This is a genomic window from Streptomyces sp. SD15, from assembly GCF_054462255.1.
Genome location: NZ_JBTLMO010000007.1, coordinates 220,570 through 244,998, shown reverse-complemented (window position 1 = coordinate 244,998; position 24,429 = coordinate 220,570). Strand labels below are relative to the sequence as shown.

Below are 24,429 nucleotides of genomic sequence, written 5' to 3'. Positions count from 1 at the left end.
TCACAGGGCGTACATGACGTGCTGGAGCAGGCTCAGTGAGTCGCGGGTCTCGTGGGTCTCCGGTGCCGACTCGGGGTCGACAGGGGCGAGGGCCAGTTCGGAAAGCCGCTCGAACATCTTGGCGTACTCATCGAGATGCTCTCCCTCGTCGAGGAAGAGAGATTTCATGGGGTGCTCCAGATAGACCGTGTCCAATTCGGGTGCCACGCCGCCGAAAAGGGCGAACGAGCGGCTGTAGGCGGAGTAGCCGCCGCCCTCGAACGGGAAGATCTGCACGGTCACGTTGGGCAGCCGGGAGATTTCGATCAGCCGCAGGAGTTGCCGACGCATGACCTGGGGACCGCCGATCCGTGCGTGCAGTGCGGCCTCATGGATGACTGACCGGTACGTCACGGGGGAGTGGCCGTCCAGGACGCGCTGCCGGGCGAGGCGGAACTCGACGTATCGGCCGGCCCGTCGAGGGTCCTCCTCGGTCTCGCTGAGCACGGCGTGCGCGTACTCCTCGGTCTGGAGCATGCCAGGGATGAACAGCGGTTCGTGCGTCCGCAGCACGGCGGACCGTGACTCCAGCTCTGCCAGGTTCCGGGCGGTGGGGCCGATCGTGTCGTCGAACCTGTCCCACCAACCCCGCCCGCTTGCGGCGGCCATGCCCATGAGCTCGTCGAAGTACGGTCCGGCTGGGCAGTCGTACGCGCGGAGCAACCTGTAGAGCCGGTTGCGGGAAACATCGAGCCGCCCGGCCTCGATGTGGCTGACGCGTGAGCGCTCGCCCTCCAGTACTTCGGCCGCGTCATCGGACGACATGCGCGCGCGCAGCCGGAGTTTGCGCAGTTCGGCGCCCAGGCGGCGTTGGCGTTCGCTGGGGCTGTTCCTTGGTGGCACATTCCCTCCCTGTGGCCGTGCGCAGTGTGCCGCGATCGCGGCAGCGACGTCGACCGGTTGCTTCCGAGGTCACCCACAAGGGTCGTAAGTGGCGTTCACGATTGAACTCGGATCACAAGTGACCGTACCGTCGCAGACAACCCAACCACCCCGCGCCCCGAGGAAGAACCCCCACCCTCAACGGAGTTGAGGACACCCGGACCTGGTCACCGCGTGCGCGCGCCCAACCCGAAGGAGCCCCTTCCCATGGAGGACCCCCCACACCGCACCACCACCCCCACCGATGTCTCCCTCGTCTTCCCGCCCCACCCCGTCTGGGTCCGCGCCGCCCGCGAAACCGTCCGCACCCTGCTCACCGCGTCCCACCGTCCCGAACTCACCGACACCGCCGTCCTGCTGACCTCCGAGGCGGTCACCAACGCCATCAACGCCTGTGTGCACGACGAGGCCCCGGGCCTGCCCACCTGCCGTATCCCCACTCCCCACGAGGAAAACGGCCGCGGCATACAGCTCATCTCGTACGGCGCCGACGCGTGGGGCGTGTGCACACACGGACCGGGGCCAGGAAAGGCGACCTGGTTCGAGCTCGGGCAGTGCGAAGCATGACGCGTCGGGGCACGGCACCCCACCTGCCAGGCGCCGGGGCGTGCTGGTCACCGAAGCGTTGTGTCAGTGGCAGGTGGCATGCTCGGCCGACATGGACAAACAGCAGTTCTGGCAGCTCATCGAAACCGCTCGCAACCAGACGGTCGGCCCGGACGACGGCGAGGCGGTGGCCCGCCGGGCGACCTCGCTGCTGGCCACCCACCCGGTCGAGGAGATCGTCGCCGCTGCGCAGGTGCTGTGGGACCTGATGTCCGACTCCTACACGAATCCGCTGTGGGCCGCTGCCTATGTGATCAACGGCGGATGTTCGGACGACGGCTTCGACTACTTCCGCGGCTGGCTGATCGCGCAAGGGCGTGAGGCCTTCGAGGGCGTGATCGCCGATCCTGACGCCCTCGCCGATCTGCCTGTTGTGCGAGCTTCGGCAGCAGACGGAGTCGATCTCGACTGCGAGGAAGTACTGAGCATCGCCTGGAACGCACACATAGCGGCAACCGGCAAGCAGCTTCCTGACGGCGCGTTCACTATCCGATACCCAACGCTGGAACCCGGATGGGACTTCGACTTCGACGACCAAGGTGAAATGAGTCGCCGACTGCCACGCTTGGCCGCCCTCTACCTGGAGTGAGCGAACTCGTACCTATGGCCGGCGACAGGACAGCGCCGCCCCGGGTCAGCGGGTAGAGGGAGTCCGGTCGCGCGCCGAGCCGTGCGAGCACCTGCTCGAGGGTGAGGCCATCGCAGAGGATGACGCTGTAGCCGAGGGGATACGCCTCGGCTATCCAGCGGAGCCCGTCACCGATCATCTCGGGTCCTTTCACAGCGAAGGTGAAGCGTCGGGGCGCGGCACCCCCCTCAGGTGCCGCGCCCCGTCCCCCGCTCCCCCTGGGCGGTGGCTTACTCGACCGCGGGCGACAGCGGCGGCAGTGTGCCGGTTCGCGCCGCCTGGCCGTACCAGTGGGCGCTCGACTTCGGCGTGCGGATCAGGGTCGCGTAGTCGACATACACCGCGCCGAAGCGCTTGCCGTAGCCGTAGGCCCACTCGAAGTTGTCCATGAGGGACCAGAGGTAGTAGCCGCGGACGTCCGCGCCGTCCGCGATCGCGCGACGGACCGCGCGCAGATGGCCGTGCAGGTAGGCGATCCGCTCGGGATCGTGCACGCGGCCCTCCGGGTCCGGCTTGTCGTCGTACGCCGCTCCGTTCTCGGTCACGTACAACGGCAGACCCGGCGCCTCCCTCGTGTAGCGCATGATCAGGTCGTGCAGGCCCGTCGGGTCGATCGTCCAGCCCATCTCGGTGCGCTCGCCGGGAGTCTGGTGGAAGGCGATGTCGTCCGCGCTCGGCCAGGGGGAGTAGGAGCTTGCGCCGTGGCCGTCCGCGCGCGGGGTGTCCGGCGTGGACTCCGCGGCCGACACCAGCGCGGGGGTGTAGTAGTTGAGGCCCAGCGCGTCGAGCGGCTGGTTGATCGCCGCCAGGTCGCCGCCCAGGACGTACGACCAGTCCGTGACCGACGACGTCGCCGAGATCAGGCTCTCCGGGTACGCGCCGTGCAGCATCGGGCCGTGGAAGACGCCGTTGGCGAGGTCGTCGATGCGCTGGACCGCCGCCAGATCGGCGGGTCCCTGCGAAAACGGCCTGACCACCGAGGAGTTGAGGCTGACGGCGACCGTGTTGCGGGCCGGCATCGCGGACCGCAACGCCGAAGTGCCCAAACCGTGGGCCAGGTTCAGGTGATGGGCGGCCTTGAGTGAGGCCTCCGGGTCCGTGCGGCCGGGGGCGTGGACTCCGGAGCCGTACCCCAGGAACGCGCTGCACCAGGGCTCGTTGAGCGTGATCCACTGCTCGACGCGGTCGCCCAGCGCCTCGCCCACGATCTGCGCGTACTCGGCGAAACGCAGCGCCGTGTCGCGCTCCGGCCAGCCGCCCGCGTCCTCCAGCTCCTGCGGGAGGTCCCAGTGGTAGAGCGTGACGGCCGGTTTGATGTCGTGGGCCAGCAGTTCATCGACCAGGCGGCGGTAGAAGTCCAGGCCCCGCTGCACCGCCGGTCCCCGGCCCGTGGGCTGCACCCGGGACCAGGAGATCGAGAAGCGGTACGCGGTCAGGCCCAGATCCGCCATCAGCGCCACGTCGTCGCGGTAGCGGTGGTAGTGGTCGACGGCCACGTCACCGTTCTCGCCGCCGGCCGTCTTTCCGGGCGTATGACTGAAGGTGTCCCAGATCGAGGGCGTACGGCCGTCCTCCCGCACCGCCCCCTCGATCTGGTACGCGGAGGTCGCCGCACCCCAGAGAAAGGCGGGCGGGAAGGTCACAGGCTCAGGCATGGAAGCGCTCCCATAGGGGCCGGGGGTCGTGGAGACCGACGGGTAGGAGGGGGAGGAGGGATACGGGGGGCCGAGGCGGCTGTGACCCGGCCCCCGTGAGCGGTGGGGCTCAGCCCTTGACGGCGCCCTGCATGATGCCGCCGACGATCTGCTTGCCGAAGATCGCGAAGACGATCAGCAGCGGCAGCGTGCCGAGCAGCGCGCCCGCCATTATCAGCGACTGGTCGGGGGTGAAGCCGCGGCCGAGGCCCGCGACTGCGACCTGCACGGTCGGGTTGCCGGTCTGGGTGAGGACGAGGAACGGCCACAGGAAGTCGTTCCAGGTCTGCACGAACATCAGCATGCCGAGCACGGCCATCGCGGGCCGGGCCGTCGGGAACACGACGTGCCAGATCACGCGCCAGCTGCTCGCGCCGTCGACGCGGGCCGCCTCGATGATCTCGTCGGGCAGGGCCTGGATCAGGTACTGCCGCATGAAGAACACCCCGAAGGCGTTCACCAGCGACGGCAGGATCACCGCCTGGAGCTGGTCGGTCCAGCCGAGCTCGGCGACCATCATGTAGAGCGGGATGATCATGAGCTGCGGTGGCACCATCATCGTGCCGATCACGATCAGCATCAGCGCGCCCCGCCCTCTGAAGCGCAGCTTGGCGAAGGCGAACCCGGCGATCGTGGACAGGACCACGATGGTGACCGCTGAGGTCCCGGCCACCAGCGTGGTGTTGATTATCGCCTCGCCCATGTTGGCGTTTTCCCAGGCGAGTTCGAGCTTGTCGAACAGGCCGCCGCCGAACCAGAACGGCGGCGGGGTCTGCGCGAGCCGGTTGTTGTCGCGCGAGGCGGCGATCGCCGTCCACACCAGTGGGAACAGCGAGCCGATGGTGAAGAGGGCGAGAATGATGTACGCGATCGGTCCGGCGTGCATATGCCCGCCGGCCCGCTTGGCCATGGAGCGCCGCCGCTTGGGGGGCGTGTCCTGTGGGGCGGGCGGCTTCGTCAGTGTCGTCGTCACGGCCGGTTCTCCTTAACTACTGGCGCGCAGCCGGCGCGAGATGACGTAGTTGATGACTCCGATCACGATGAGGATCAGGAACATCGACCAGGCGATGGCGGAGGCCCGGCCCAGGTGCAGGTTGACCCAGCCCTGCTCGTACAGATAGAGCCCGAGCGTCTGGAACTCGTGCTCGGGTCCGCCGGACGCACCCTTGTTCGGGTCGAACAGCAGTGGCTCACCGAAGAGTTGGGTCGCACCGATGGTCGAGACGACCACGGTGAACAGGATCGTCGGGCGCAGCGAGGGCAGCGTCACGTGGATGAACTGCCGCCAGCGCGAGGCGCCGTCGAGGGCCGCGGACTCGTACAGGTCCTGCGGGATCGCCTGCATCGCGGCCAGGTAGATCAGCGCGTTGTAGCCGGTCCAGCGCCAGATGACAATGGTCGAGACGGCGAACTGCGAGGGCCACTTGTCGTTCTGCCAGTCGATGTTGTCGATGCCGACGAAGTTCAACGCCCAGTTGATCATGCCGTAGTCGCGACCGAAGAGCAGCACGAAGACGAGGGAGGCCGCGGCGATCGACGTCGCGTACGGCGCGAGCATCGCGACCCGGTAGAAGTTCGAGGCGCGCAGCTTGTAGTTGAGGATGTGGGCCAGGCCCATCGCCATCAGCAGCTGCGGGACCGTCGAGATGATGCCGATGGTCAGGGTGTTCTGCGCCGCGTTCCAGAAGAACTCGTCGTCGAAGATGCGCGTGTAGTTGCGCAGTCCCACCCACTCCATGTCCGTCGGCGCCGTCAGCTCCACCGTGTGCAGGGACGCCCAGGCCGTGTAGATCAGCGGGAAGAGCCCAAAGGCGGCGAAGAGCAGAAAGAACGGCGAGACGAACGCGTACGGACTCCAGCGAATGTCCCGCTGCCACCGGCGGGAGAGCCGGTCCCGGCGACGCTTGTCCGCCTCGGGGAGCTCGCCGGAGGGCGGATGGGCCGGGGCCGCGCCCCCCTCCTTCGCGGGGGGCGCGGCGGTGTCGTGCCGGGCGGTCATACCGGTCACTTCTCCAGGTTGTTGTCGATGGTCTTGGTGGCCGTCTCCCAGGCTTCCTCGGGCGACTTGCCCTGGGTCACCAGGATGACGCCGTTGTCGGTCAGACCCTGCTGGATGATCTGGTCCTTCGGGCCGATGACCTGGGCCGGAATCTCCTTGGCCGCCTCGGCGAAGACCGCGCCGATCGGGGCGTCACCCGTCATGTCGTTCTTCGCGTCGGTGACCAGCGGCAGCGTGTACGCGCCCGGCGCGCTCGGGAAGCTGCCCTGCACGCTGAAGAGCTTCGCCTGCTGCTCGGGCGCGGTCAGCCACTTGACGAGCTTCGCGGCCTCCTTCGTGTTCTTGCCCGACTTGGGCACGGTCAGGAAGGTGCCGCCCCAGTTGCCGGCCTTGGGGGACGCGGCCACGTCCCACTTGCCCGCGGCCTCGGGCTTCGACTGGCCCTTGATGTAGCCGAGCATCCACGGCGGGCAGGACATCGCGGCGAACTTGCTGTTGGCGATCGTCGTGTTCCAGGCGGGCTGGAACTGCGTCTGCTTGCCGGTCAGTCCGTCCTCCGCGGCTTTCGAGGTCAGGTCGAAGCCGGCTTTGACGGCTGGGTTCGTCTTGTAGATGACCTCTCCGGAGGAGTCGTAGAACTTCTCGCTCTCACTGCCGAGGATGGCGTTCAGCAGACCGCCGGGCGAGTCCAGGAAGGTGGTGCCCGCCGGGGCCTTCTTCTTGTAGTCCGCGCCCGCCTCGACGAACTTCTCCCAGCTGCCCGCCCACAGCTCGCCCACTTCCTCGCGGTCGGTGGGCAGACCGGCCTTCTCGAAGAGGTCCTTGCGGTAGCAGATGGCCATCGGGCCGATATCGGTGCCGAGTCCGACCGTCTGGCCGTCCTTGGAGAGGGCCTGCTTCCACTTCCAGTCCAGCCAGTTGCTCTCCTCGACGCCCGCCTCCTTGGACAGGTCCATCAGCTTCGACGCCTGGGTCTCCGTGATCTCGGCGATGTTGCCGACCTCGACGGCCTGGATGTCCTGGAGGCCACTGTTGGTGGTGAGGTGGTTGAGGAGCGGCGGGTAGTAGTTCTCGTTCCGCTCGACAACGTTCTCGGCGATCTTGATGTCCGGGTTGAGCTTCTCGTACTCGGTGTAGAGGCCGGCTTCCTTGAAGCCCTGAGTACCGAAAAGACCCAGCGTGATCGTGGTCTTGCCCTTGCCGCCGCCGTCCGACGACGAGCCGGAGCTGTCGTCGCCGTCGTCGGCACAGCCGGCCAGCAGCCCGGCGCCCAGCGACGCGACGGCCGCGATGACCACCGCCTGGCGGGCGATGGGGGTCCCCCCGCTCGAGCGAAGTCGAGAGTGGGGGAGGGTACGTGCTCGCATTGCGTCCTCCTGTTGCCCTGACGTGCCGACCCCCCGGCCAACTGCATTGTTGGGCCCGTTAGTTCTCGCTGCGGCTCGGGCGGGGAACGTGCGGGATGTGTATGTGTCAGGTACCGTGGGAGCGCTCCCACAGGTGATGTGTTGAAGGTTCGTCGGTTCCTGCGGGGGTGTCAAGGGAGCAGACACGGAGAGATGTCTTCAGTTATCGGCCTGTTAACTAACTCGGAGGCTTCCACTTCTTGGAGCCGCCCAGGCGCGTTCGGCTCATCCGGAGCCTGAGCGCGCGGCCGTTCGGGCCGGAGCGGAGGTCTGGGGTGGCGGCCCCCGCGGGCGGTCGCGGCCCCCAACGGGACTGTTAGATTCCAGGCCAGGGTGATGACGGCGGAAGGGCGGAGCCAATGGCAGGCCACGGAACGCGGGGCCGGAGCGGCGGGCGGCCCACCCTCGAGGAGGTCGCCGCGCGTGCCGGGGTGGGCCGCGGCACGGTGTCCCGGGTGATCAACGGTTCGCCGCGGGTCAGCGATGCGACCCGCGCCGCCGTCGAGGCGGCGGTCGCGGAGCTGGGCTACGTCCCCAACACGGCGGCGCGCGCCCTCGCCGCCAACCGCACGGACGCGATCGCCCTGGTCGTCCCCGAGCCGGAGACCCGCTTCTTCGCGGAACCGTACTTCTCCGACATGCTGCGGGGCGTGGGCGCCGAGCTCTCCGAGACCGAGATGCAGCTGCTGCTGATCTTCGCGGGCAGCGACCGGGAGCGGCAGCGCCTCGCCCAGTACCTGGCCGCGCACCGCGTGGACGGCGTACTCCTGGTCTCGGTCCACGCGGACGACCCGCTGCCCGACCTTCTCTCCCAGCTCGAGATCCCGGCGGTGATCAGTGGTCGCCGCGCGCCGGACGAGACCCTTCCGTCGGTGGACTCCGACAACTTCGGCGGCGGTCGCATGGCCGTCGAACACCTGATCGCGAAGGGGCGTCGCCGCATCGTCCATCTGGCGGGCCGCCTCGACGTCTTCGGCGCCCAGCGTCGCGTCGACGGCTACCGCGAGGGCCTGCGCGCCGCGGGCCGCGAGGTGGACGAGGACCTCATCGTCCCCGGCGACTTCACGGAGGAGGGCGGCCGCCGCGCCATGACCGAGCTGCTGGCCCGCTGCCCGGACCTGGACGCGGTCTTCGCGGGCTCGGACGTGATGGCGGCCGGCGCCCGCCAGGTCCTGCGCGAGGCGGGCCGCCGTATCCCCGACGACGTGGCCCTCGTCGGCTACGACGACTCCGCCATCGCCCGCCACATGGACCCGCCCCTGACCAGCGTCCGCCAGCCGATCGTGGAGATGGGCCGCGCCATGATCGACCTCCTGCTGGAGGAGATCGCGGACCGGCGCCCGGCGGTCTCGCGCGAGCTGGAGAAACGACAGGTCGTGCTGCCCACCGAACTGGTGGCGCGGGCCTCGTCCTGACGCGCGGGAGGAGCTCGGTAGGGCAGGCTGATGACCATGGTCCTCCATCCCTTGCTCGGAGTCGATGAAGTAACCGCCGTCGAGCCCTACCTGGGCCGGGTGGGCGAAGTGTTCCGGGTGTTCCGGGAGCAGGACTCGGGGTGTGTGTCGTACGGGGTGCGGCTGCTCGACGGGGCACGGTGGTTCGTCAAGGAGGCGGTCACCGACCGCGGGCGGCGCTCCCTCGAACGCGGCTGGGCCTTCCACCGCTCCGTACGGCATCGGGCGATCGTCCCGCAGGTCCACCGGATCGCCGTAGAGGACCGCTGGGCGGTGGTGATGCCCTGGCGGAACGGCGAGGTGCTGTACCCCGCCACGGTGGGCGGCCCGCGCGACCGCACCGCCCCCGACAGCCCCCTGGCCCGCTTCCGCGCCCTGCCGACCGCCCGCGTCCTCGGCGCCCTCGACCGGATCCTCGACGCCCATCTCGCGGTGGAGGTGGCCGGCCAGGTCGCGGTCGACTTCTACGACGGCGCGCTGCTGTACGACTTCACGGCCGACGTCGTACACCTGGTCGACCTCGACGAGTACCGGCCCGGTCCGTTCGTGGTCGAGGAGGAACGGCTGCCGGGTTCCCGCCGGTTCATGGCCCCCGAGGAGTTCGTACGAGGCTCGGTGATCGACTCGCGGACCACCGTGTTCACCCTGGGCCGCGCCGCCCGGCTGCTGCTGGACGCCGGTGACGAGGAGCGGGCCTGGCGCGGCACCCCGGCCCAGCAGGCGGTCATCATCCGCGCCACCCGCGCCGATCCGGAGGACCGCTTCGGGCACGTCCACGACTTCGCCGCCGCGTGGCGGAGCGCTACCGCCGACTCACCGACCGCCGCCACCTGACCTCGCCGTCCTGTTCCTCGCCGGTCGGCGTGAGTCCGGCCGCGGTGGCCACGGCGGCGGAGGCCCGGTGGTCCGGGTGGATGTGGGCGACGACGGTGTGCGCGGGGTGCTGCCGCCCGAGCCGGTCGACCAGCCCCCTGGCGGCCTCCGTCGCGAATCCGCGCCCCTGCCAAGGAGTGCCCACCACCCAAGCGATCTCCGCGGCCTCTTCCGTGACCGTCGCCTGGACCGTACCCACCAGACACCCGCCCGCGCGCAGCCGCACGACCCAGTTGCACCAGCTGACGGCGGGGTCGGGGGAGCCCGCGACGAGGCGTTCGTAGCGGGCGCGCAGGGCCTCGGCCGTGGCGGGCGCACCACCGATGAACGTGTGCAGCGCCGGGTCCGACAACACCTCGGCCATCTCCTCGGCGTGCTCTACGCGCAGGGGGAGGAGATCGAGGCGGGTGGTGCGGATGGGACGCATGGTGTGGATGACGCGGAGGCGGTCAGCGGACATGACGTCACGGTATGCGTCCGTGAACCCGCGACAACAGGGCCTCCCGGTGCTCGGCCGGCTGCGCGACGCCGACTCGCCGAGAGGCCCTGGCGGGCGTCACTTGCGGTAGCCGAGGACGGTCATCATGCCGGACTCGGAGTGGTACTGGTTGTGGCAGTGGAGCATCCACAGGCCCGGGTTGTCGGCGTTGAAGTCGACCACCAGCTTGCGGTGCGGCAGCACCAGGGCCGTGTCCTTGCGAGGCCCGACCGCGTCGATGCCGGTCATGGCGAAGGTGTGGCCGTGCAGGTGCAGGGGGTGCCACATGTCCGTGCCGTTGACGAGGGTCAGCCGGACCCGTTCGCCCTGGCGGACCGGGTGGCGCTGTTCGAGGGAGTAGGGCCGGTGGTCGAAGCCCCAGTCGAACTTCCGCATGCCGCCGGTCAACCTGATGCGGATCTCGCGGTCCGGCTCGCGATCGCAGAGGGCCACGGACTCGTGCGGCACGAGACGCCTGGCCGGCACGACCATCCCGTTCAGCTCCCGTGGATGCGCGGAGGGCGCGGGAACGGTTCTGCGACCGCCGGTGCCACGGCTGGTGCGCAGCACCGCCAGCGCCCTGCCCTTCTTCCCCTCGGCCAGCGCGACCAGCGGGAACACCCCGTCCTTGACGGTGACCAGTACGTCGTAGCGCTCGGACATGCCGATCAGCAGCGCGTCCGTCTTCGCGTGCTCGACCGGGTAGCCGTCCGTGTGCGTGATGGTCATCTCGTGGCCGCCCAGCGCCACCCGGAAGGCCGTGTCGCTCCCCGCGTTGATGATCCGCAGCCGGACGCGGTCCCCGGGGCGGGCCCGGAACACCGAAGGAGCGTGCGGGAGGCGGCCGTTGACGAGGTAGTACGGGTAGGCGACATTGCCGCCCTCGCTGTGCAGCATGCGGCTGTGGGAGTGGTGCAGGACGCGGGAGGGGCCGACGGACGGATCGGCGTGCTCCCCTCCCGTCTCCATCCCCTCCATCCCCCTGCTCATCGGCGATTCCTTGCCGTCGAGCAACTGCGCGAGCACGCCGTCCGGGGTGGAGCCGTTCACGCCGTCCACCCAGTCGTCCAGGACGACGACCCACTCCTTGTCGTAGGACAGAGGCTCCTGGGGGTCCTCCACGATCAGCGGTGCGTACAGGCCGCGGTCGACCTGCAAACCCGAGTGAGAATGGAACCAGTACGTGCCCGGGTGCGTCACCGCGAAGCGGTAGCCGAACTCCGCGCCGGGCTTGATGGAGTACTGGGTCAGGTCCGGTACGCCGTCCATGTCGCAGCGCATGCGAACACCGTGCGTGTGCAGCGTCGTCGCCACGGGCAGGTGGTTGGCGACCGTGAGATCGAGGATGTCGCCCGCGGTGATCCGGACCTCCTTGCCGGGCAGTGTGTCGCCGTACGCCCATGACCTGACGGTCCGCCCGCCCAGGTCGAGGGACGTCTCGGTGGCGGTGAACTTGAACCTGCGGAGAGGGCCGGGTCCGCGTTCCTTCTCGACGGCGAGGACCTCGGGATCGGACGGGTTCACGTATCCCTTGGGTCCCTTGGGGACGAAGCCCCCACCGTCGTGGCCGTAACCATGGCCGGCGGGGCCTCCGGAGCCCGACGCGGACCCCGAGCGTGAGCCGGCTGCCGAGTGCGAGCCGGACCCCGGACGCGGGCCGTTCACCGGGTTCGAGTCGGCCACCGAGTGGGAGACGGGCTCGGAGGTGGAGCCGGACCGGGAACAGGCGGCCAGGACTCCCGAGCCGGCGGCCACGATCGAGGCACCGAGCAAGGTGCGTCGCGTAAGGATATGCATGAACGAATAACACACGGTTTATGGTGGTATATGCGAGAACTGAGGCGGCGCGTCTCGAGAACTGAGGCGGCGCGTCTCGAGAATTGACGCGGCGCCTCTAACGCATCGGCGAGGTCAGTTCCACAGCTGATATGTCTCCACGCGCGCGTACCCGTCCGGCCTGCCGTCGGTGTAGACGAGGCTCATCCTGGTGTAGTGCTGCAGCTGCGGGTGCTTCTTCCACGGCTCCGGATGGTCGAGCCGCACGACGACGGGGTAGGCGTGGAACCTGCCCGCCGCGCAGTACGGCTTGCAGTCGTTCACCACGTTGAGGCCCTCGGCCGTCGCCGAGTTGTGGCCCCAGTGCGACCAGTCGAGCGAGACGAGGAGGCTGTTGCCGTCACCGCAGGCGAGTATGAACTCGTCGGGGAGCACTTGTGGGTCCCAGAAGCAGTCGACGATCACGGGTCGTCCGAGCTGCTGCTGCACGGCGTGCGTGGTCGATGGTGGCGCCACCGGGGCGGCGGAAGCCGTTCCCATGGCCGCTACGAGCGTCGCGGCGGCACAGAGCGTGACCGCTGTCCTTACCCTTTGTCTGCGCATCTCCGCTCCCGGCCCCCCTGTCTCCGGTCTCTGCTTCGACGCTACGACCGCGCCAGGGGTTGTGCCACTCGTACGGAGTAACGCCGCGGCTTCGCTGAGAGACCGTCAGGGTGGGAGTACGACGAAGGGCTGACCTATGCGCAGGGATGACGCTCGCTGACGTTGTATGGCGGTGTGCCGCGGTGGGCGCGGGAGCCGGTCGGTCTGGCGGTGATGGACGCGGTGCGGGCCGGGTTCGCGGCCTGGTTCGACGACAGGGACCACACGGTGCATCCGGCCACACCAATACAGTGTCAAAAAGTGTGAGTCAGCCCTGGGTGTTCGCCGGAGGGGCTGACGGACGCGGAGGGCTACTTCGTGGTCCGGCCGACTCCCCGGCCCTGTACCGGGGCGGGGAGCCGCCCGCACCGCGCAAGGGTCAGGAGGTGTACCACTTCTGGTTGCTGGTCCCGGTGCAGCTCCACAACTGGAGCTTGGTGCCGTTCGCGGTCTTCTCGTCGAGGACGTCGACGCATTTGTCCGCGTGCGAGTTCACCAGGTCATGGGCTTTGTTGAGCACGAACTTCTGGGCCCAGCCGCCGTTGCACCTGGCCAGCTGGATCGCCGTGCCGTTCCCGGTCGAGGCCCCCGCCAGGTCCATGCACAGGCCGAACGCGCGCATCGTACCGTCGGAGCGCACGTCCCACTTCTGCCAGGCGCCGTTGTCGCAGTCCCGGATCTCCAGCCGTGCGCCGTCGCGGCCGGTGCTGCGCTGGGCGCCGCTCACCGCGATGCAACGACCGCTGTCGTAACTGGGGATGCGCACGCCCGGGGCGACGACCGGAGTTGAGGCGGAGGGCGTGGCCGCGGGCCTGGGCGTGGCTGTAGACCGCGCGGGCGCGTCGACCGACCTGGAACCGGACTGCGTCCCGGACCGGGTCGGAGCACCGCTGGGAGTGTCCGCACCGCTGCCGCTTCCGTGTACGCCGCCGAGGGACGCACCGCCGGTCGCGTCGGTGCCGATACCGCCCGTCGTGCCGCTGCCGGTCAACTGGCCCCTGGACCCCGTCGCAGGAGGAATGTTGCTGCCGGAGCCGCGTGAACCGCCGCCGGCGCGGATCGTCCCGGGCGATGCCGGCGGCGTGGCGGTCGCAGAGGTGTCGGGGGCGGCAACCGCCACCGTGTCACTCTTGCCGTCCTTGTCGGGCAGCAGGTCGATCTGTGCCATGAAGGGCACGACGAGTGCCGCGACCTCGCCGAGGGCGCGGGCGGCACCTTCACCTCGCTGGAGGTGACCGGTTCCGGCTTTCCCGCGCTGCACGTCGGAGCGTCCGCCGACCCGACGCTTCGGAACTGCCGGATCAGGGAGTGCGCGGACGCGCTCGGGCTGGACGAGGGCGCGGTCCCGGAACTCGAGGACTGCACGGTCGACGGCACTCCCCTGACGCTCGGCGCGCCGGCATCGGCCGCGGCCGCCGCCTCCGGGGGGCCGGGCGCCCACGCCCCGGCACCGCGCCCGGACGGGGCCGCCGACGACCAGGAGGCGCCCGAGGAACACCTGGACGACCTGCTCGGCGAGCTGAACGCCCTCGTCGGTCTCGACCGCGTCAAGCACGACGTCGGTTCGCTGGTGAAGCTGATGCAGACGGTCCGGCGCCGCGAGGAGGCCGGTCTGCCCGCCCCGCCGCTCAGCCGCCACCTGGTCTTCGCGGGGAACCCCGGAACCGGCAAGACCACCGTGGCCCGGCTGTACGGCAGGATCCTCAAGGCCCTGGGACTGCTGCGCGACGGCCACCTGGTCGAGGTCGACCGCACGGCCCTCGTCGGCGAGTACGTGGGCCACACCGGCCCGAAGACCACCGCCGCGTTCAACCGGTCCTTGGGCGGCGTGCTCTTCATCGACGAGGCGTACAGCCTGGCCCCGCTCGCCGCAGGCAACGACTTCGGCACGGAGTCCGTGGCGACCCTGGTCAAGCTGATGGAGGACCACCGGGACGACGTGGTCGTCATCGCCGCCGGCTACCCGGCCGACATGGACCGCTTCATCAGCTCCAACCCGGGCCTCGCCTCCCGCTTCGGCCGCACCCTGCTCTTCGAGGACTACGGCGCCGCCGAGCTGGTGTCGATCGTCGAGCACCAGGCCGAGGAGCACCAGTACGCGCTCACCCCCGCCGCCCGCGACGAGCTGTCGCTCCTCTTCACGCACATGCCGCGCGGCGAGGGCTTCGGCAACGGCCGCTCGGCGCGGCAGATCTTCCAGGAGATGACCGAACGTCAGGCGCAGCGCGTCGCGGAACTGGCCGACCCCACCGCGGACCAGCTCATGGCCCTCGAAACCCAGGACCTCCCCCAGCCGGCCACCGCGGTGGCTGGGCCAAGGATGGCCTTCACCCCCGCTGAAGGGCGGAGCACCGGCCAAGATGAGAGGTAGATCGAAAATCCGGCCGCGTTCGGCCGCCGTTTGGCCAAGCCGGGCCACGAAAAAGCCCCTCACCTGCATTCGCGCAGGTGAGGGGCTTCCTCTCACAGGGTGAGTGACGGGACTTGAACCCGCGACATCCTGGACCACAACCAGGTGCTCTACCAGCTGAGCTACACCCACCACGTCCGGTCTTGGTTTCCCTGACCGGCCGAGAAAAAGTGTACAGGGTCCAAAGGGGTGCTCGCGCCCGCCTTTACGCGGCGCCCGTCAGGGGTCCGGCAGGCCCCCGGACGCGGCTCGTCGCAAGGCTCCCGCAAGGCTCATTCCGTGGGCAGGACGTGCTTCGCGGCGATGGTGCGGGCGGTGTCCGAGTCGGGGCCGGGCTGCGGAACGAAGATCGCCTCGCGGTAGTAGCGCAGCTCCACGATGGAATCGCGGATGTCGGCCAGGGCGCGATGGTTGCCGTTCTTCGCCGGGCTGTTGAAGTACGCCCGGGGGTACCAGCGGCGGGCCAGCTCCTTGATGGAGGAGACGTCCACGATGCGGTAGTGGAGGTAGTCCTCCAGCGTGGGCATGTCGCGCAGCAGGAAGCCCCGGTCCGTACCGACCGAGTTTCCGCACAGCGGCGCCTTGCCGGGCTCCTTGACGTGCTCACGTACGTAGGAGAGGACCTGCTCCTCGGCGTCCGCCAATGTCGTGCCCGCGGCCAGCTCGGAGAGGAGGCCGGAGGCCGTGTGCATCTGGCGCACCACGTCCGGCATCGTCTCCAGCGCGGCGTCCGGCGGGCGGATCACGATGTCCACCCCTTCACCGAGTACGTTCAGCTCCGAGTCGGTGACCAGCGCGGCCACCTCGATGAGTGCGTCCTCCGACAGCGAGAGCCCGGTCATCTCGCAGTCGATCCACACCATGCGATCGTTCATGAGCCTTACCCTACGGCGCACTCCGGCGCACGGGCAGATGTGGGACGGCGGCCCGGGACGTGGAAGTCCCAGGCCGCCGTCCGGGCGGTACCTCGAGTTACGGCGCGCTGCGCTGCCCCGGCAGGCTCGGCCGCCCCGCCGCGTACAGGTCCGCGCCCGACTTGCCATGATCCGTCGCCGTCGACAGCGACGTGGACGGGCCCAGGGCGCTGGCGGCCGCCGTACGGCGGGTCTGCATCGGCACCGGGTTCTCCTGGATCGGCGCCGGTGGCCCTCCGGCCTGGCCCGGCGCGCTGTCCACGTCCGACGACCGGTCGGACTGCGGCCTGCGCGCCCGGTACGCCGCCCGGTACGCGGCCGGGGACGAGCCCAGCTGGCGCCGGAAGTGACCCCGCAGCGCGACCGGCGAGCGGAAGCCGCAACGGCCCGCGACCTCGTCGACCGAGTAGTCGGAGGTCTCGAGCAGTCGCTGCGCCTGCAGCACGCGCTGAGTGATCAGCCACTGCAGGGGAGCACTTCCCGTGAGCGAGCGGAAGCGGCGGTCGAAGGTGCGGCGGCTCATGTACGCGCGTGCCGCCAGCGTCTCGACGTCGAACTGCTCGTGGAGGTGCTCCAGCGCCCAGGCGACGACCTCCGCGAGGGGGTCGGCGCCGATCTCCTCCGGTAAAGATCGATCGAGATAGCGCTCCTGGCCGCCGCTTCGACGCGGGGGCACGACAAGCCGGCGGGCCAGCGCGCCGGCCGCCTCGTTGCCGTGGTCCGTCCGCACGATGTGGAGACAGAGATCGATTCCGGCCGCGGTGCCCGCTGATGTGAGGACGTCGCCGTCGTCCACGAACAGCTCGCGTGGATCGACGTGGACCGACGGGTAGCGCTTGGCCAGCGTCGGTGCGTACATCCAGTGGGTGGTCGCGGGACGGCTGTCCAGCAGTCCGGCGGCGGCCAGCACAAAGGCGCCGGTGCACAGTCCGACTATGCGGGCACCCTCTTCGTGCGCCCGGCGCAGCGCGTCGAGCGCGTCTCCCGGTGGCGGGGAGGTGATCGACCGCCAGGCCGGCACCACGACGGTGCCCGCCCGCGAGATCGCCTCCAGGCCATGCGGCGCGGTGAGTTCCAGGCCCCCTGTGGTCCGCAGTGGGCCTTCCTCGCCGCCGCACACCAGTAGTCGGTAGCGCGGCACGCCGGCGTCCTGGCGGTCAATCCCGAACACCGACAGCGGTATGGAACTCTCGAAGATGGGGCCGCCGCTGAACAGCAGCACCGCGACGATCTCCTTGCGGCGTCGCCCGGAAAGTTTCCGGGCAGCGGCTTCCGGCGCGGCAGTGGAGTCGTGGCTCATACTGCTAAGCCCCCCTCGGTGGTCGCGGCTCCTCGGTTGTGTCGCTCCTGCACGTTTCCCCTCGGTCCTGCACGAGTCCCCCGCCGTAAGACAGTCAAGATCGAATCTACTGTGTCCCGTGGCGCCAAGGTGACCAGTTCGGCATTCGACAGAATGTCGACATGGCAACTTGGCGTGAAGCATTCGATCACGAAGCGTTGCACTCGCGGGCCGTGCAGGGAAGTGCGCCTCGTGTCAGTGGCCAATCCCCATAGGGTGCGCGCGCCCTCCAGGGCCCTTTCCGCGCAGGTCGGACGCGGGTTGGGGGGTCGTTCGAGCAAGGGATGCACGGGAGGCCGAAGTTGGCTGAAAAGAAGCGGGGGCGTGCGCGGAAACCGGTCAGTCGACCGGCTTCTTTCCCTCGCCGTGACGCCCGCCCCTGTGCGCCCCCGAGCCGCTCCTGCCTGGCAAGCCGCTCCTGCCCTGCAAGCCGCTTCTGCCCTGCAAGCCGCTCATGATGTGCGAGTCGGCCACATCGTGCGTGCCGTGCCGCGATCGCTGTGGGGCCCGCTCCTCGGCGAGCAGCTGCGCCGCGCCCCGCTCGGACTTCCTCAGCAGCACCCGGCAGACCCCGGTCACGGCCGCCAGGCCCAGCGCCGTGCCGGCCGCCCCGGCGAGCGAGGTGCCGAACCAGACGAGGACGACGGGGACCAGTACACAACTGAACGCCGCCCAGCGCACCACATCGCTCGCCGTGTCCGGCGCGGGGGGCGATGCGGGGCGCGCTCCGGGGGAGGGGCGGGACGCGGTCTCTGGTCCGGGCACGGTCTGCTCCCTAGTACTCCAGTACTCCCATGGCGGTGGCTCACCGGTTCAACGCGTGTTCGACCCGCCGGTCACTGCCCGGTCACCGCTCGGTCACTGTCCGGCCACGGGTGGCCCCGGTGGGTATCGCTCCTGGGTGAACCCTGTGCAAACCGCCTGTACGGGGCAGCAACCATTGCGTTACGGGCGCCTCTCATGCATGCTCCGGGGAACGCCGCGTAGTGCGCGCGGGATCTGGGCAGAGGAGGCGTGCCGCCGTACCCTTGGGGGTATGGGGTTGGGAAGATGATTCCCGGACACAGCTCTGCCGCACGTTGTCGTCCCACCACGAGGATCTAAACGCCGAGATACCCATGGCCGGTCACGAATTCTTCGATCCCGCAGACCGCAAGCGCCCGCTCGCCGATCCCACGGCGGCCGAGCCCCTGGCGGCGGAAGAACTCCGCCAGTCCTGCGATCCCGCCTTCAAGCATGGCGTCGTCGTCGGTTTCGACGGCTCGACGTCCAGCGAGCGCGCCCTCGCGTACGCGATCGGCATGGCCCACCGCTCCGGCTCGGGCCTGATCATCGTGCACGTCGCCAACCGGCTGCCCACCACGGTGTGGGCGGGCTGTGAGCCACCGGTCTTCGTCGACGTGCCCGACCATCGCACCGAGGTGCTCGGACTCGAGCTCGCCTGCGCGGAATACCTCGCCGAGGTGCCGTGGATCCTTGTCGAGCGCGGCGGCGACATCTGCCACGAACTCGAAGAGGTGGGACGGGAGTACGAGGCGGACGCGATCGTCGTCGGCTCCACGCACGGCATCGTCGGCCGCATCTTCGGCTCGGTCGCCGGACGGCTGGCGAAGCGCGCGCGGCGCCCGGTGGTTGTCATTCCGTAACTCGCCCTTGTCCCAGGTGAGATGAGCGGGACGGAGTCCCTGGCGGTTCGTCAACTCCCTTTGACGGGTGCCGAACTCGGCATAAATCTACTCGTGCGTAGAGGTGGTTTGTGCCCTTGTGAAGGGTACATACCGGTCACCGGACCAACCGCACGGCCGGTACCACGCAGCACAACTGCACATGCATGAAGGGAGCCCGCCGTGGACAATGACGTCTCCGCGGGAAGCACCACCTCGACCCTCGGCCAACTCGCGCTCGGACTCACCCTGTTGCTCTTCGGCCTCGGTCACACCCAGGTGATCGACGGCGTGACAGCAGCCGACTCCGTCTCCCTCGCCACCTATGTCGGTGGCATCGCGCTCTTCGTCGCCGGCCTGTTCGCCTTCCGCGACCATGACGCCTTCACCGGTACGGCCTTCACCGCACTCGGCGCGCTCTGGTTCACCTGGGGCGTCACGGCCGACGCGCAGGCCTCCGCCAACGCGACCGGTCTGTTCCTGCTCCTGTTCGCGCTCGTCGCGCTCAGCCTCACCGCCGGGGCGAGTGGCGCCTCCGTGCTCGTCCGCGGGACGTACGCGCTGCTCTTCGTGTCCCTGCTCCTGCTGGCCATCGGCGAGTTCGGCGACAGCGGCTCGCTCGCCAAGGCGGGCGGCTGGTTCGCGGCGGCCGGCGGTCTGCTGGCCTGGTACGGAGCCACGGCGGCGCTCGCCAAGTGGCCCACCACACTGCCCCGACGCGCCGCCGGCCGGGGGGTGACGGCCACCGGCTGAGCCTGGCGCGGGCCGGGGTATTGGGCGGCCCTGGCCCTTGAAAGAACGACCCCCTGTGTGAAGGTGGCTCACACAGGGGGTCGCTCTCGTCGGTTTTACTCCACGGTCACGGACTTGGCGAGGTTGCGCGGCTTGTCGATGTCCCGGCCCAGGGCCAACGCCGTGTGGTAGGCGAGGAGTTGCAGCGGGATGCCCATCAGGATCGGGTCCAGCTCGTCCTCGTTCTTCGGGACGATGATCGTCTGGTCGGCCTTCTCCTGCTGCTGGTGCGCCACCGCGAGGATCTTGCCGCTGCGGGCCTTGATCTCCTCCAGGGCGGCGCGGTTCTTCTCCAGGAGGTCGTCGTCGGGGACGATCGCGACCGTCGGCAGCGCGGGCTCGATGAGCGCCAGCGGGCCGTGCTTGAGCTCGGAGGCGGGGTACGCCTCGGCGTGGATGTACGAGACCTCCTTGAGCTTCAGCGAGGCCTCACGGGCCACCGGGTAGCCCCGGACGCGACCGATGAAGAGCATCGAGCGGGCCTCGGCGTACTCCGCGGCCAGCTTCTTGATCTCGTCCTCCTGCTCGAGGATCTCGGAGATCTGCGCGGGCAGCTTGCGCAGGCCGTCGATGATCCGCTTGCCGTCGCGGACCGACAGGTCGCGGGTACGGCCCAGGTGCAGGGCGAGGAGCGCGAAGGCGACGGTCGTGTTGGTGAAGCACTTCGTCGAGACGACGCAGACCTCGGGACCGGCGTGGACGTACATGCCGCCGTCCGCCTCGCGGGCGATCGCCGAGCCGACGACATTGACCACACCCAGCACTCGCGCGCCCTTGCGCTTCAGCTCCTGGACGGCGGCCAGTACGTCGTACGTCTCACCGGACTGGGAGACCGCGACGTACAGCGTGTCGGGGTCGACGACGGCGTTGCGGTAGCGGAACTCGGAGGCGGGCTCGGCGTCCGCGGGGATGCGGGCCAGCTCCTCGATCATCTGGGCGCCGATCATGCCCGCGTGGTAGGAGGTGCCGCAGCCGAGGATCTTCACGCGGCGGATCTGGCGCGCCTCGCGGGCGTCCAGGTTCAGGCCGCCCAGGTGCACGGTGGAGAACCGGTCGTCGATGCGGCCGCGCAGAACGCGGTCCACGGCGTCGGCCTGCTCGTGGATCTCCTTGTGCATGTACGTGTCGTGGCCACCCATGTCGTACGACGCGGCCTCCCACTCCACGGTGGTCGGCTCGGACGTCGTACGGGTGCCCTCGGTGGTGTACGTACGGAAGTCGTCGGCCTTGAGGGTGGCCATCTCGCCGTCGTCCAGAGTCACTATCTGCCGCGTGTGGGTGACCAGCGCGGCGATGTCCGAGGCGACGAACATCTCCTTCTCGCCGATGCCCAGGACGACCGGGGAGCCGTTGCGGGCCACCACGATGCGCTCGGGGAAGTCCGCGTGCAGGACGGCGATGCCGTACGTGCCCTCGATCACCCGGATCGCGTCGCGGACCTTGTCCTCGAGCTTCTCCTGCTGGGAGCGGGCGATGAGGTGGGTGAGGACCTCGGTGTCGGTCTCGGAGAGGAACTCGACGCCGTCGGCCTCGAGCTTCTTGCGCAGGTCGGAGGCGTTGTCGATGATGCCGTTGTGGACGACCGCGACCTTGTTGTCGGCCGACATGTGCGGGTGGGCGTTCACGTCGGACGGGGCGCCGTGGGTGGCCCAGCGGGTGTGGGCGATGCCGGTGGTGCCCTTGAAGCGCGCGGGGACCTTGGCCTCCAGGTCACGGACCCGGCCCTTGGCCTTGACCATCTTCAGGCCGGCCGTCTTCGGGGTCGTCACGACGATGCCCGCCGAGTCGTAGCCGCGGTACTCCAGGCGCTGCAGGCCTTCGAGCAGCAGCGGCGCCACGTCACGCCTGCCGATGTATCCGACGATTCCACACATACAGAGAGATTCCTCAGCCGTAGACGATGCGGCGCAGCTGCCTGAGCGTGAGCTCCGGCGGCGCGACCGCGCGGTATTTCAGGTCCGCCTCGATCCGTTCGAAGATCGTCGCGTTGACCAGGCCCTGGGCCTGGAGCTCGCGGTGGCGGCGACGGACGTAGTCCTCGGTCGTCTCGTCGAAGTAGGCGAGCACGTCCTGGACCACCCGCAGCGCCTCGCCCCGGTTCAGGGGCGTGGAGCGCGTCAGATGATCAACAAGTTCGTCGTGCACGCGTTGATCCTGAGGTAAAGCGCCGGCAATCGCAAGAATCCTGCCCGATTTCGGGCACGTGTCTGTTGAAACTCTTATGGACGGCTGTTTGTGAGCTGTCCATCCTGTGGCCTGCGTGTTGTTGATTGCCGGGAGCAACTTCTGGGGCCATGGACATTCCACGTATGGGCGTACCGGAGAAGCTCGCCGAGCGGATGAGCATGGCCGAGCAGCACGAGTACCTCCGCGCCCGTTTTTCGCGGCGCACCATGATCAGAGGCGGCGCCGTCACCGTGGGCGCCGTCGCCGGCGGTGCCTTCGTACCGGGCGCCACCGCACAGGCCGCGGTTCCCACCCAGCGCACGCAGAACAGCACGGAGAAGGTCGACGGCGCGCTCGTCGCCCCCTTCGGCCGCCACCTCGCCTACGGCGGCGACCCGTGCACCGAGATGACCGTCTCCTGGCAGGTCCCGGTCGCGGTCGGCAAGCCGTACCTCCGCATCGGCGCCCACCCCTGGGACCTCTCCCGCAAGATCGAGGCCGAGGTCCGGACGCTGTACACGCCGGCCGGCGTCGGCGCGAGCGGCGACCACACGCAGTACTACCTGCACGCCAGGCTCACTCACCTGCGCCCCGGCAGGACGTACTACTACGGCGTCGGCCACGACGGCTTCGACCCGGCGGCCGCACACCTCGCGGGCACCCTCGGCACCTTCACCACCGCGCCCGACCGCGCCGAGCCGTTCACCTTCACCGCCTTCGGCGACCAGGGCGTCAGCTACCACGGCCTCGCCAACGACAGTCTGATCCTCGCCCAGAACCCGGCCTTCCACCTGCACGCCGGCGACATCGCGTACGCGGACCCGGCGGGCCAGGGCAAGAGTGCCGACGCCGGCTTCGACTCGCGCGTCTGGGACCAGTTCCTCGCGCAGACCGAGTCGGTCGCCAAGCAGGTGCCGTGGATGGTCTCGTACGGCAACCACGACATGGAGGCCTGGTACTCGCCCAACGGCTACGGCGGCGAGGAGGCCCGCTGGCAGCTGCCGGAGAACGGGCCCGACAAGGCGAACCTGCCCGGCGTGTACTCCTTCGTGCACGGCAACACGGCGATCATCTCGTTGGACGCCAACGACGTGTCCTTCGAGATTCCGGCGAACCTCGGCATTTCGGGTGGTACCCAGACGACATGGCTGGAGGCGCAGCTCAAGAAGTACCGGGCGGCCAAGGGCATCGACTTCGTCGTCGTCTTCTTCCACCATTGCTCGTACTGCACCTCCACCGCGCACGCCTCGGAGGGGGGCGTGCGGCAGGAGTGGGTGCCGCTGTTCGAGAAGTACACCGTCGACCTTGTCATCAACGGTCACAACCACGTCTACGAGCGCACCGACGTCATCAAGGCGGGCGAGGTCGCCAAGAAGCTGCCGATCGGGGGTACGGCGTACCCCGAGACGGATGGTGTGGTGTATGTGACGGCGGGGGCGGCGGGGCGGAGTCTGTACGCGTTCAGTGCGGACCAGTCGTACGAGGGGCATGAGAAGGACGACGAGGCGGTGTCGTCGTATGTGTGCCTCAAGGACGGGGCGAAGCAGAACGAGACGGTCGCCTGGTCCCGGGTGCGGTATCTGAACTACTCGTTCCTGCGGGTGGATGTGACGCCGGCGGCCAAGGGGCGGTTGGCGACGTTGAAGGTGACGGGGATCGCCGAGGCCGGGGGGACGGTGGATCACTTCACTGTGGCTCGGCGGGTTCGTTAACTGCGGGTCGGTGGGGGCGCGGGCGGTTCTCAAGCTGGTCTCTACATCCGCTTGAGGACCGCCTGCTTGGCCATGGCGAACTCCTCCTCCGTCAGGACCCCCGACTGGTGCAGATCGCCCAGTTCGCGCAGGCGGCGAAGCAGGGCGTCGTGGTCGGTCGGGGGGAGTTCCTTTTTTGGCGGTTCGTCCGTTACCGCGGGCTGGGCGGTCGGGTGGGGGAGGCGTGCCTGTACCGCCGCCGCGACCAGTGCCATCAGCGGGTCCTTCTTGAATCCCCAGAGTTCCACGGAGTGGGGGTCGTACTTCGGCGGGGCCTTGGTCTCGGCGCCGCGGACGATGAAGCGGAGGTAGCCGTTCTCCAGGCCGACCGCGGGGTGCCACTCGACGGCCGTGATGCCGGAGAGGGCGAGGTCACGGGACCCGGCGGCGGCCTTCGCGTCCTCCGTCTTCCAGTTCCACTCCAGGCGGACGCGCTCCCCGTCGAAGCTCGCGGTGCCGTCGCCGGCGGCGGCGGACAGCGGTACGGAGGGACCGGGGAGCAGATAGCCGTCGGCGGGGCCGGTCGGGACCTGGTCGAGGAGCAGCGCGTCCCGGACCTCGTCCACGACGTACTCGGCGACTCCGTAGCGGTTGGACTCGACGGTGAGTTGGTAAGGGTCGTTCGGCTCGGTGAGCTTGCCGCCGGTGGCCTGGAGCAGTGGATCGGCGCCGTCGCGCAGCCTCAGCCGCAGCCGCCCGGCCTTCTTGCCCTGCTCGAAGGAGATTCCCGCCAACGCACCCAGCGGGACGGTCAGTTCACCCAAATTCTTGCGGAGCAGGCTCACATTCTTGTCGCGCCCGGGGGTCAGCCGCAGCGCGTCGCCGTCGAAGGTCCAGGTTCCGTCCTTCTGGATGATTTCCGCCATACAGCGATTCTGGCATCCGGTACGCGCGCCCTGGAGGGACCGTGCTCCAG

22 protein-coding genes, 1 tRNA gene and 1 pseudogene are annotated in these 24,429 nt (G+C 69.3%); 8 read left to right on the top strand and 16 right to left on the bottom strand.

The window, feature by feature from the left end:
• Positions 1 to 882, bottom strand: coding sequence for a helix-turn-helix domain-containing protein (locus ACX28W_RS10085; RefSeq protein ID WP_458998511.1), 882 nt, complete (start codon positions 880 to 882; stop codon positions 1 to 3).
• A gap of 246 nt (positions 883 to 1,128) precedes the next feature.
• Here ACX28W_RS10085 and ACX28W_RS10080 point away from each other — a divergent pair, with 246 nt between their 5' ends.
• Together ACX28W_RS10080 and ACX28W_RS10075 are read left to right on the top strand one after the other, a co-directional pair.
• Positions 1,129 to 1,488: an ATP-binding protein gene (locus ACX28W_RS10080; RefSeq protein WP_458998509.1), complete on the top strand. Its 360-nt coding sequence runs from the start codon at positions 1,129 to 1,131 to the stop codon at positions 1,486 to 1,488.
• Positions 1,489 to 1,579: 91 nt separating this feature from the next.
• Positions 1,580 to 2,116: a DUF4240 domain-containing protein gene (locus tag ACX28W_RS10075; RefSeq protein WP_458998560.1), complete on the top strand. Its 537-nt coding sequence runs from the start codon at positions 1,580 to 1,582 to the stop codon at positions 2,114 to 2,116.
• Positions 2,117 to 2,385: 269 nt separating this feature from the next.
• Here ACX28W_RS10075 and ACX28W_RS10070 read toward each other — a convergent pair whose 3' ends face one another.
• The 4 genes from ACX28W_RS10070 to ACX28W_RS10055 all read right to left on the bottom strand — a co-directional run bounded on the left by ACX28W_RS10070 (position 2,386) and on the right by ACX28W_RS10055 (position 7,215).
• Positions 2,386 to 3,810 carry a GH1 family beta-glucosidase gene (locus tag ACX28W_RS10070; protein ID WP_458998507.1) on the bottom strand — a complete coding sequence of 475 codons (1,425 nt, stop codon included), beginning with the start codon at positions 3,808 to 3,810 and terminating at the stop codon, positions 2,386 to 2,388.
• 109 nt (positions 3,811 to 3,919) lie between these two features.
• Positions 3,920 to 4,822, bottom strand: a complete 903-nt coding sequence (locus ACX28W_RS10065) for a carbohydrate ABC transporter permease (RefSeq protein WP_458998505.1) — start codon at positions 4,820 to 4,822, stop codon at positions 3,920 to 3,922.
• A 12-nt stretch (positions 4,823 to 4,834) separates the two neighbouring features.
• On the bottom strand, positions 4,835 to 5,848 hold the full coding sequence (locus ACX28W_RS10060) for a carbohydrate ABC transporter permease (RefSeq protein ID WP_458998558.1): 1,014 nt from the start codon (positions 5,846 to 5,848) through the stop codon (positions 4,835 to 4,837).
• Positions 5,849 to 5,853: 5 nt separating this feature from the next.
• Positions 5,854 to 7,215, bottom strand: coding sequence for an ABC transporter substrate-binding protein (locus ACX28W_RS10055; RefSeq protein WP_458998503.1), 1,362 nt, complete (start codon positions 7,213 to 7,215; stop codon positions 5,854 to 5,856).
• A gap of 398 nt (positions 7,216 to 7,613) precedes the next feature.
• On the opposite strand from ACX28W_RS10055, the gene ACX28W_RS10050 reads away from it, so the two are divergent.
• Both ACX28W_RS10050 and ACX28W_RS10045 read left to right on the top strand, forming a co-directional pair.
• Entirely contained in the window at positions 7,614 to 8,669 is a 1,056-nt protein-coding gene (locus ACX28W_RS10050; protein WP_458998501.1) for a LacI family DNA-binding transcriptional regulator, read from the top strand.
• Between the two features lie 36 nt (positions 8,670 to 8,705).
• Positions 8,706 to 9,542: a serine/threonine protein kinase gene (locus tag ACX28W_RS10045; RefSeq protein WP_458998500.1), complete on the top strand. Its 837-nt coding sequence runs from the start codon at positions 8,706 to 8,708 to the stop codon at positions 9,540 to 9,542.
• Here ACX28W_RS10045 and ACX28W_RS10040 read toward each other — a convergent pair.
• From ACX28W_RS10040 to ACX28W_RS10025, 4 genes are all read right to left on the bottom strand, one after another.
• Entirely contained in the window at positions 9,511 to 10,041 is a 531-nt protein-coding gene (locus ACX28W_RS10040) for a GNAT family N-acetyltransferase (protein WP_458998498.1), read from the bottom strand. The genes ACX28W_RS10045 and ACX28W_RS10040 overlap by 32 nt on opposite strands.
• 96 nt (positions 10,042 to 10,137) lie before the next feature.
• Complete coding sequence (locus ACX28W_RS10035; RefSeq protein ID WP_458998496.1) at positions 10,138 to 11,856, bottom strand: multicopper oxidase family protein; 1,719 nt, start codon at positions 11,854 to 11,856, stop codon at positions 10,138 to 10,140.
• Positions 11,857 to 11,970: 114 nt separating this feature from the next.
• A complete protein-coding gene (locus ACX28W_RS10030) occupies positions 11,971 to 12,438 on the bottom strand; it encodes a hypothetical protein (protein WP_458998494.1) in 468 nt (155 codons plus the stop codon).
• A gap of 418 nt (positions 12,439 to 12,856) precedes the next feature.
• Positions 12,857 to 13,645, bottom strand: a complete 789-nt coding sequence (locus tag ACX28W_RS10025; RefSeq protein ID WP_458998492.1) for a ricin-type beta-trefoil lectin domain protein — start codon at positions 13,643 to 13,645, stop codon at positions 12,857 to 12,859.
• A gap of 24 nt (positions 13,646 to 13,669) precedes the next feature.
• Between ACX28W_RS10025 and ACX28W_RS10020 the strand changes: the two are divergent.
• Positions 13,670 to 14,848, top strand: a pseudogene (locus tag ACX28W_RS10020) (AAA family ATPase); the annotation flags it as partial.
• 98 nt (positions 14,849 to 14,946) lie between these two features.
• Here ACX28W_RS10020 and ACX28W_RS10015 read toward each other — a convergent pair.
• The 4 genes from ACX28W_RS10015 to ACX28W_RS10000 form a co-directional block, all read right to left on the bottom strand.
• Positions 14,947 to 15,019: transfer RNA gene (locus ACX28W_RS10015), tRNA-His, on the bottom strand.
• Positions 15,020 to 15,159: 140 nt separating this feature from the next.
• Positions 15,160 to 15,762: an oligoribonuclease gene (orn, locus tag ACX28W_RS10010; RefSeq protein ID WP_458998490.1), complete on the bottom strand. Its 603-nt coding sequence runs from the start codon at positions 15,760 to 15,762 to the stop codon at positions 15,160 to 15,162.
• A gap of 97 nt (positions 15,763 to 15,859) precedes the next feature.
• A complete protein-coding gene (locus ACX28W_RS10005) occupies positions 15,860 to 17,101 on the bottom strand; it encodes a helix-turn-helix domain-containing protein (RefSeq protein ID WP_458998488.1) in 1,242 nt (413 codons plus the stop codon).
• A 378-nt stretch (positions 17,102 to 17,479) separates the two neighbouring features.
• A complete protein-coding gene (locus ACX28W_RS10000; protein ID WP_458998486.1) occupies positions 17,480 to 17,905 on the bottom strand; it encodes a hypothetical protein in 426 nt (141 codons plus the stop codon).
• A gap of 353 nt (positions 17,906 to 18,258) precedes the next feature.
• Between ACX28W_RS10000 and ACX28W_RS09995 the strand changes: the two genes are divergently transcribed.
• Together ACX28W_RS09995 and ACX28W_RS09990 are read left to right on the top strand one after the other, a co-directional pair.
• Positions 18,259 to 18,786 carry a universal stress protein gene (locus tag ACX28W_RS09995; protein ID WP_458998484.1) on the top strand — a complete coding sequence of 176 codons (528 nt, stop codon included), beginning with the start codon at positions 18,259 to 18,261 and terminating at the stop codon, positions 18,784 to 18,786.
• Positions 18,787 to 18,987: 201 nt separating this feature from the next.
• Positions 18,988 to 19,557: a GPR1/FUN34/YaaH family transporter gene (locus ACX28W_RS09990; protein WP_458998482.1), complete on the top strand. Its 570-nt coding sequence runs from the start codon at positions 18,988 to 18,990 to the stop codon at positions 19,555 to 19,557.
• 95 nt (positions 19,558 to 19,652) lie between these two features.
• Here the strand turns inward: ACX28W_RS09990 and glmS are convergent, their stop codons facing one another.
• Entirely contained in the window at positions 19,653 to 21,470 is a 1,818-nt protein-coding gene (gene glmS, locus ACX28W_RS09985) for a glutamine--fructose-6-phosphate transaminase (isomerizing) (RefSeq protein WP_458998480.1), read from the bottom strand.
• 13 nt (positions 21,471 to 21,483) lie between these two features.
• Positions 21,484 to 21,741 carry a hypothetical protein gene (locus tag ACX28W_RS09980; protein WP_075029205.1) on the bottom strand — a complete coding sequence of 86 codons (258 nt, stop codon included), beginning with the start codon at positions 21,739 to 21,741 and terminating at the stop codon, positions 21,484 to 21,486.
• Positions 21,742 to 21,905: 164 nt separating this feature from the next.
• Between ACX28W_RS09980 and ACX28W_RS09975 the strand changes: the two genes are divergently transcribed.
• Positions 21,906 to 23,474 (top strand): purple acid phosphatase family protein, encoded by a 1,569-nt coding sequence (locus ACX28W_RS09975; protein WP_458998556.1) that lies wholly within the window; start codon positions 21,906 to 21,908, stop codon positions 23,472 to 23,474.
• A gap of 41 nt (positions 23,475 to 23,515) precedes the next feature.
• Here ACX28W_RS09975 and ACX28W_RS09970 read toward each other — a convergent pair whose 3' ends face one another.
• Positions 23,516 to 24,379, bottom strand: a complete 864-nt coding sequence (locus ACX28W_RS09970) for a DUF4429 domain-containing protein (protein WP_458998478.1) — start codon at positions 24,377 to 24,379, stop codon at positions 23,516 to 23,518.
• Between the last annotated feature and the right edge of the window lie 50 nt (positions 24,380 to 24,429).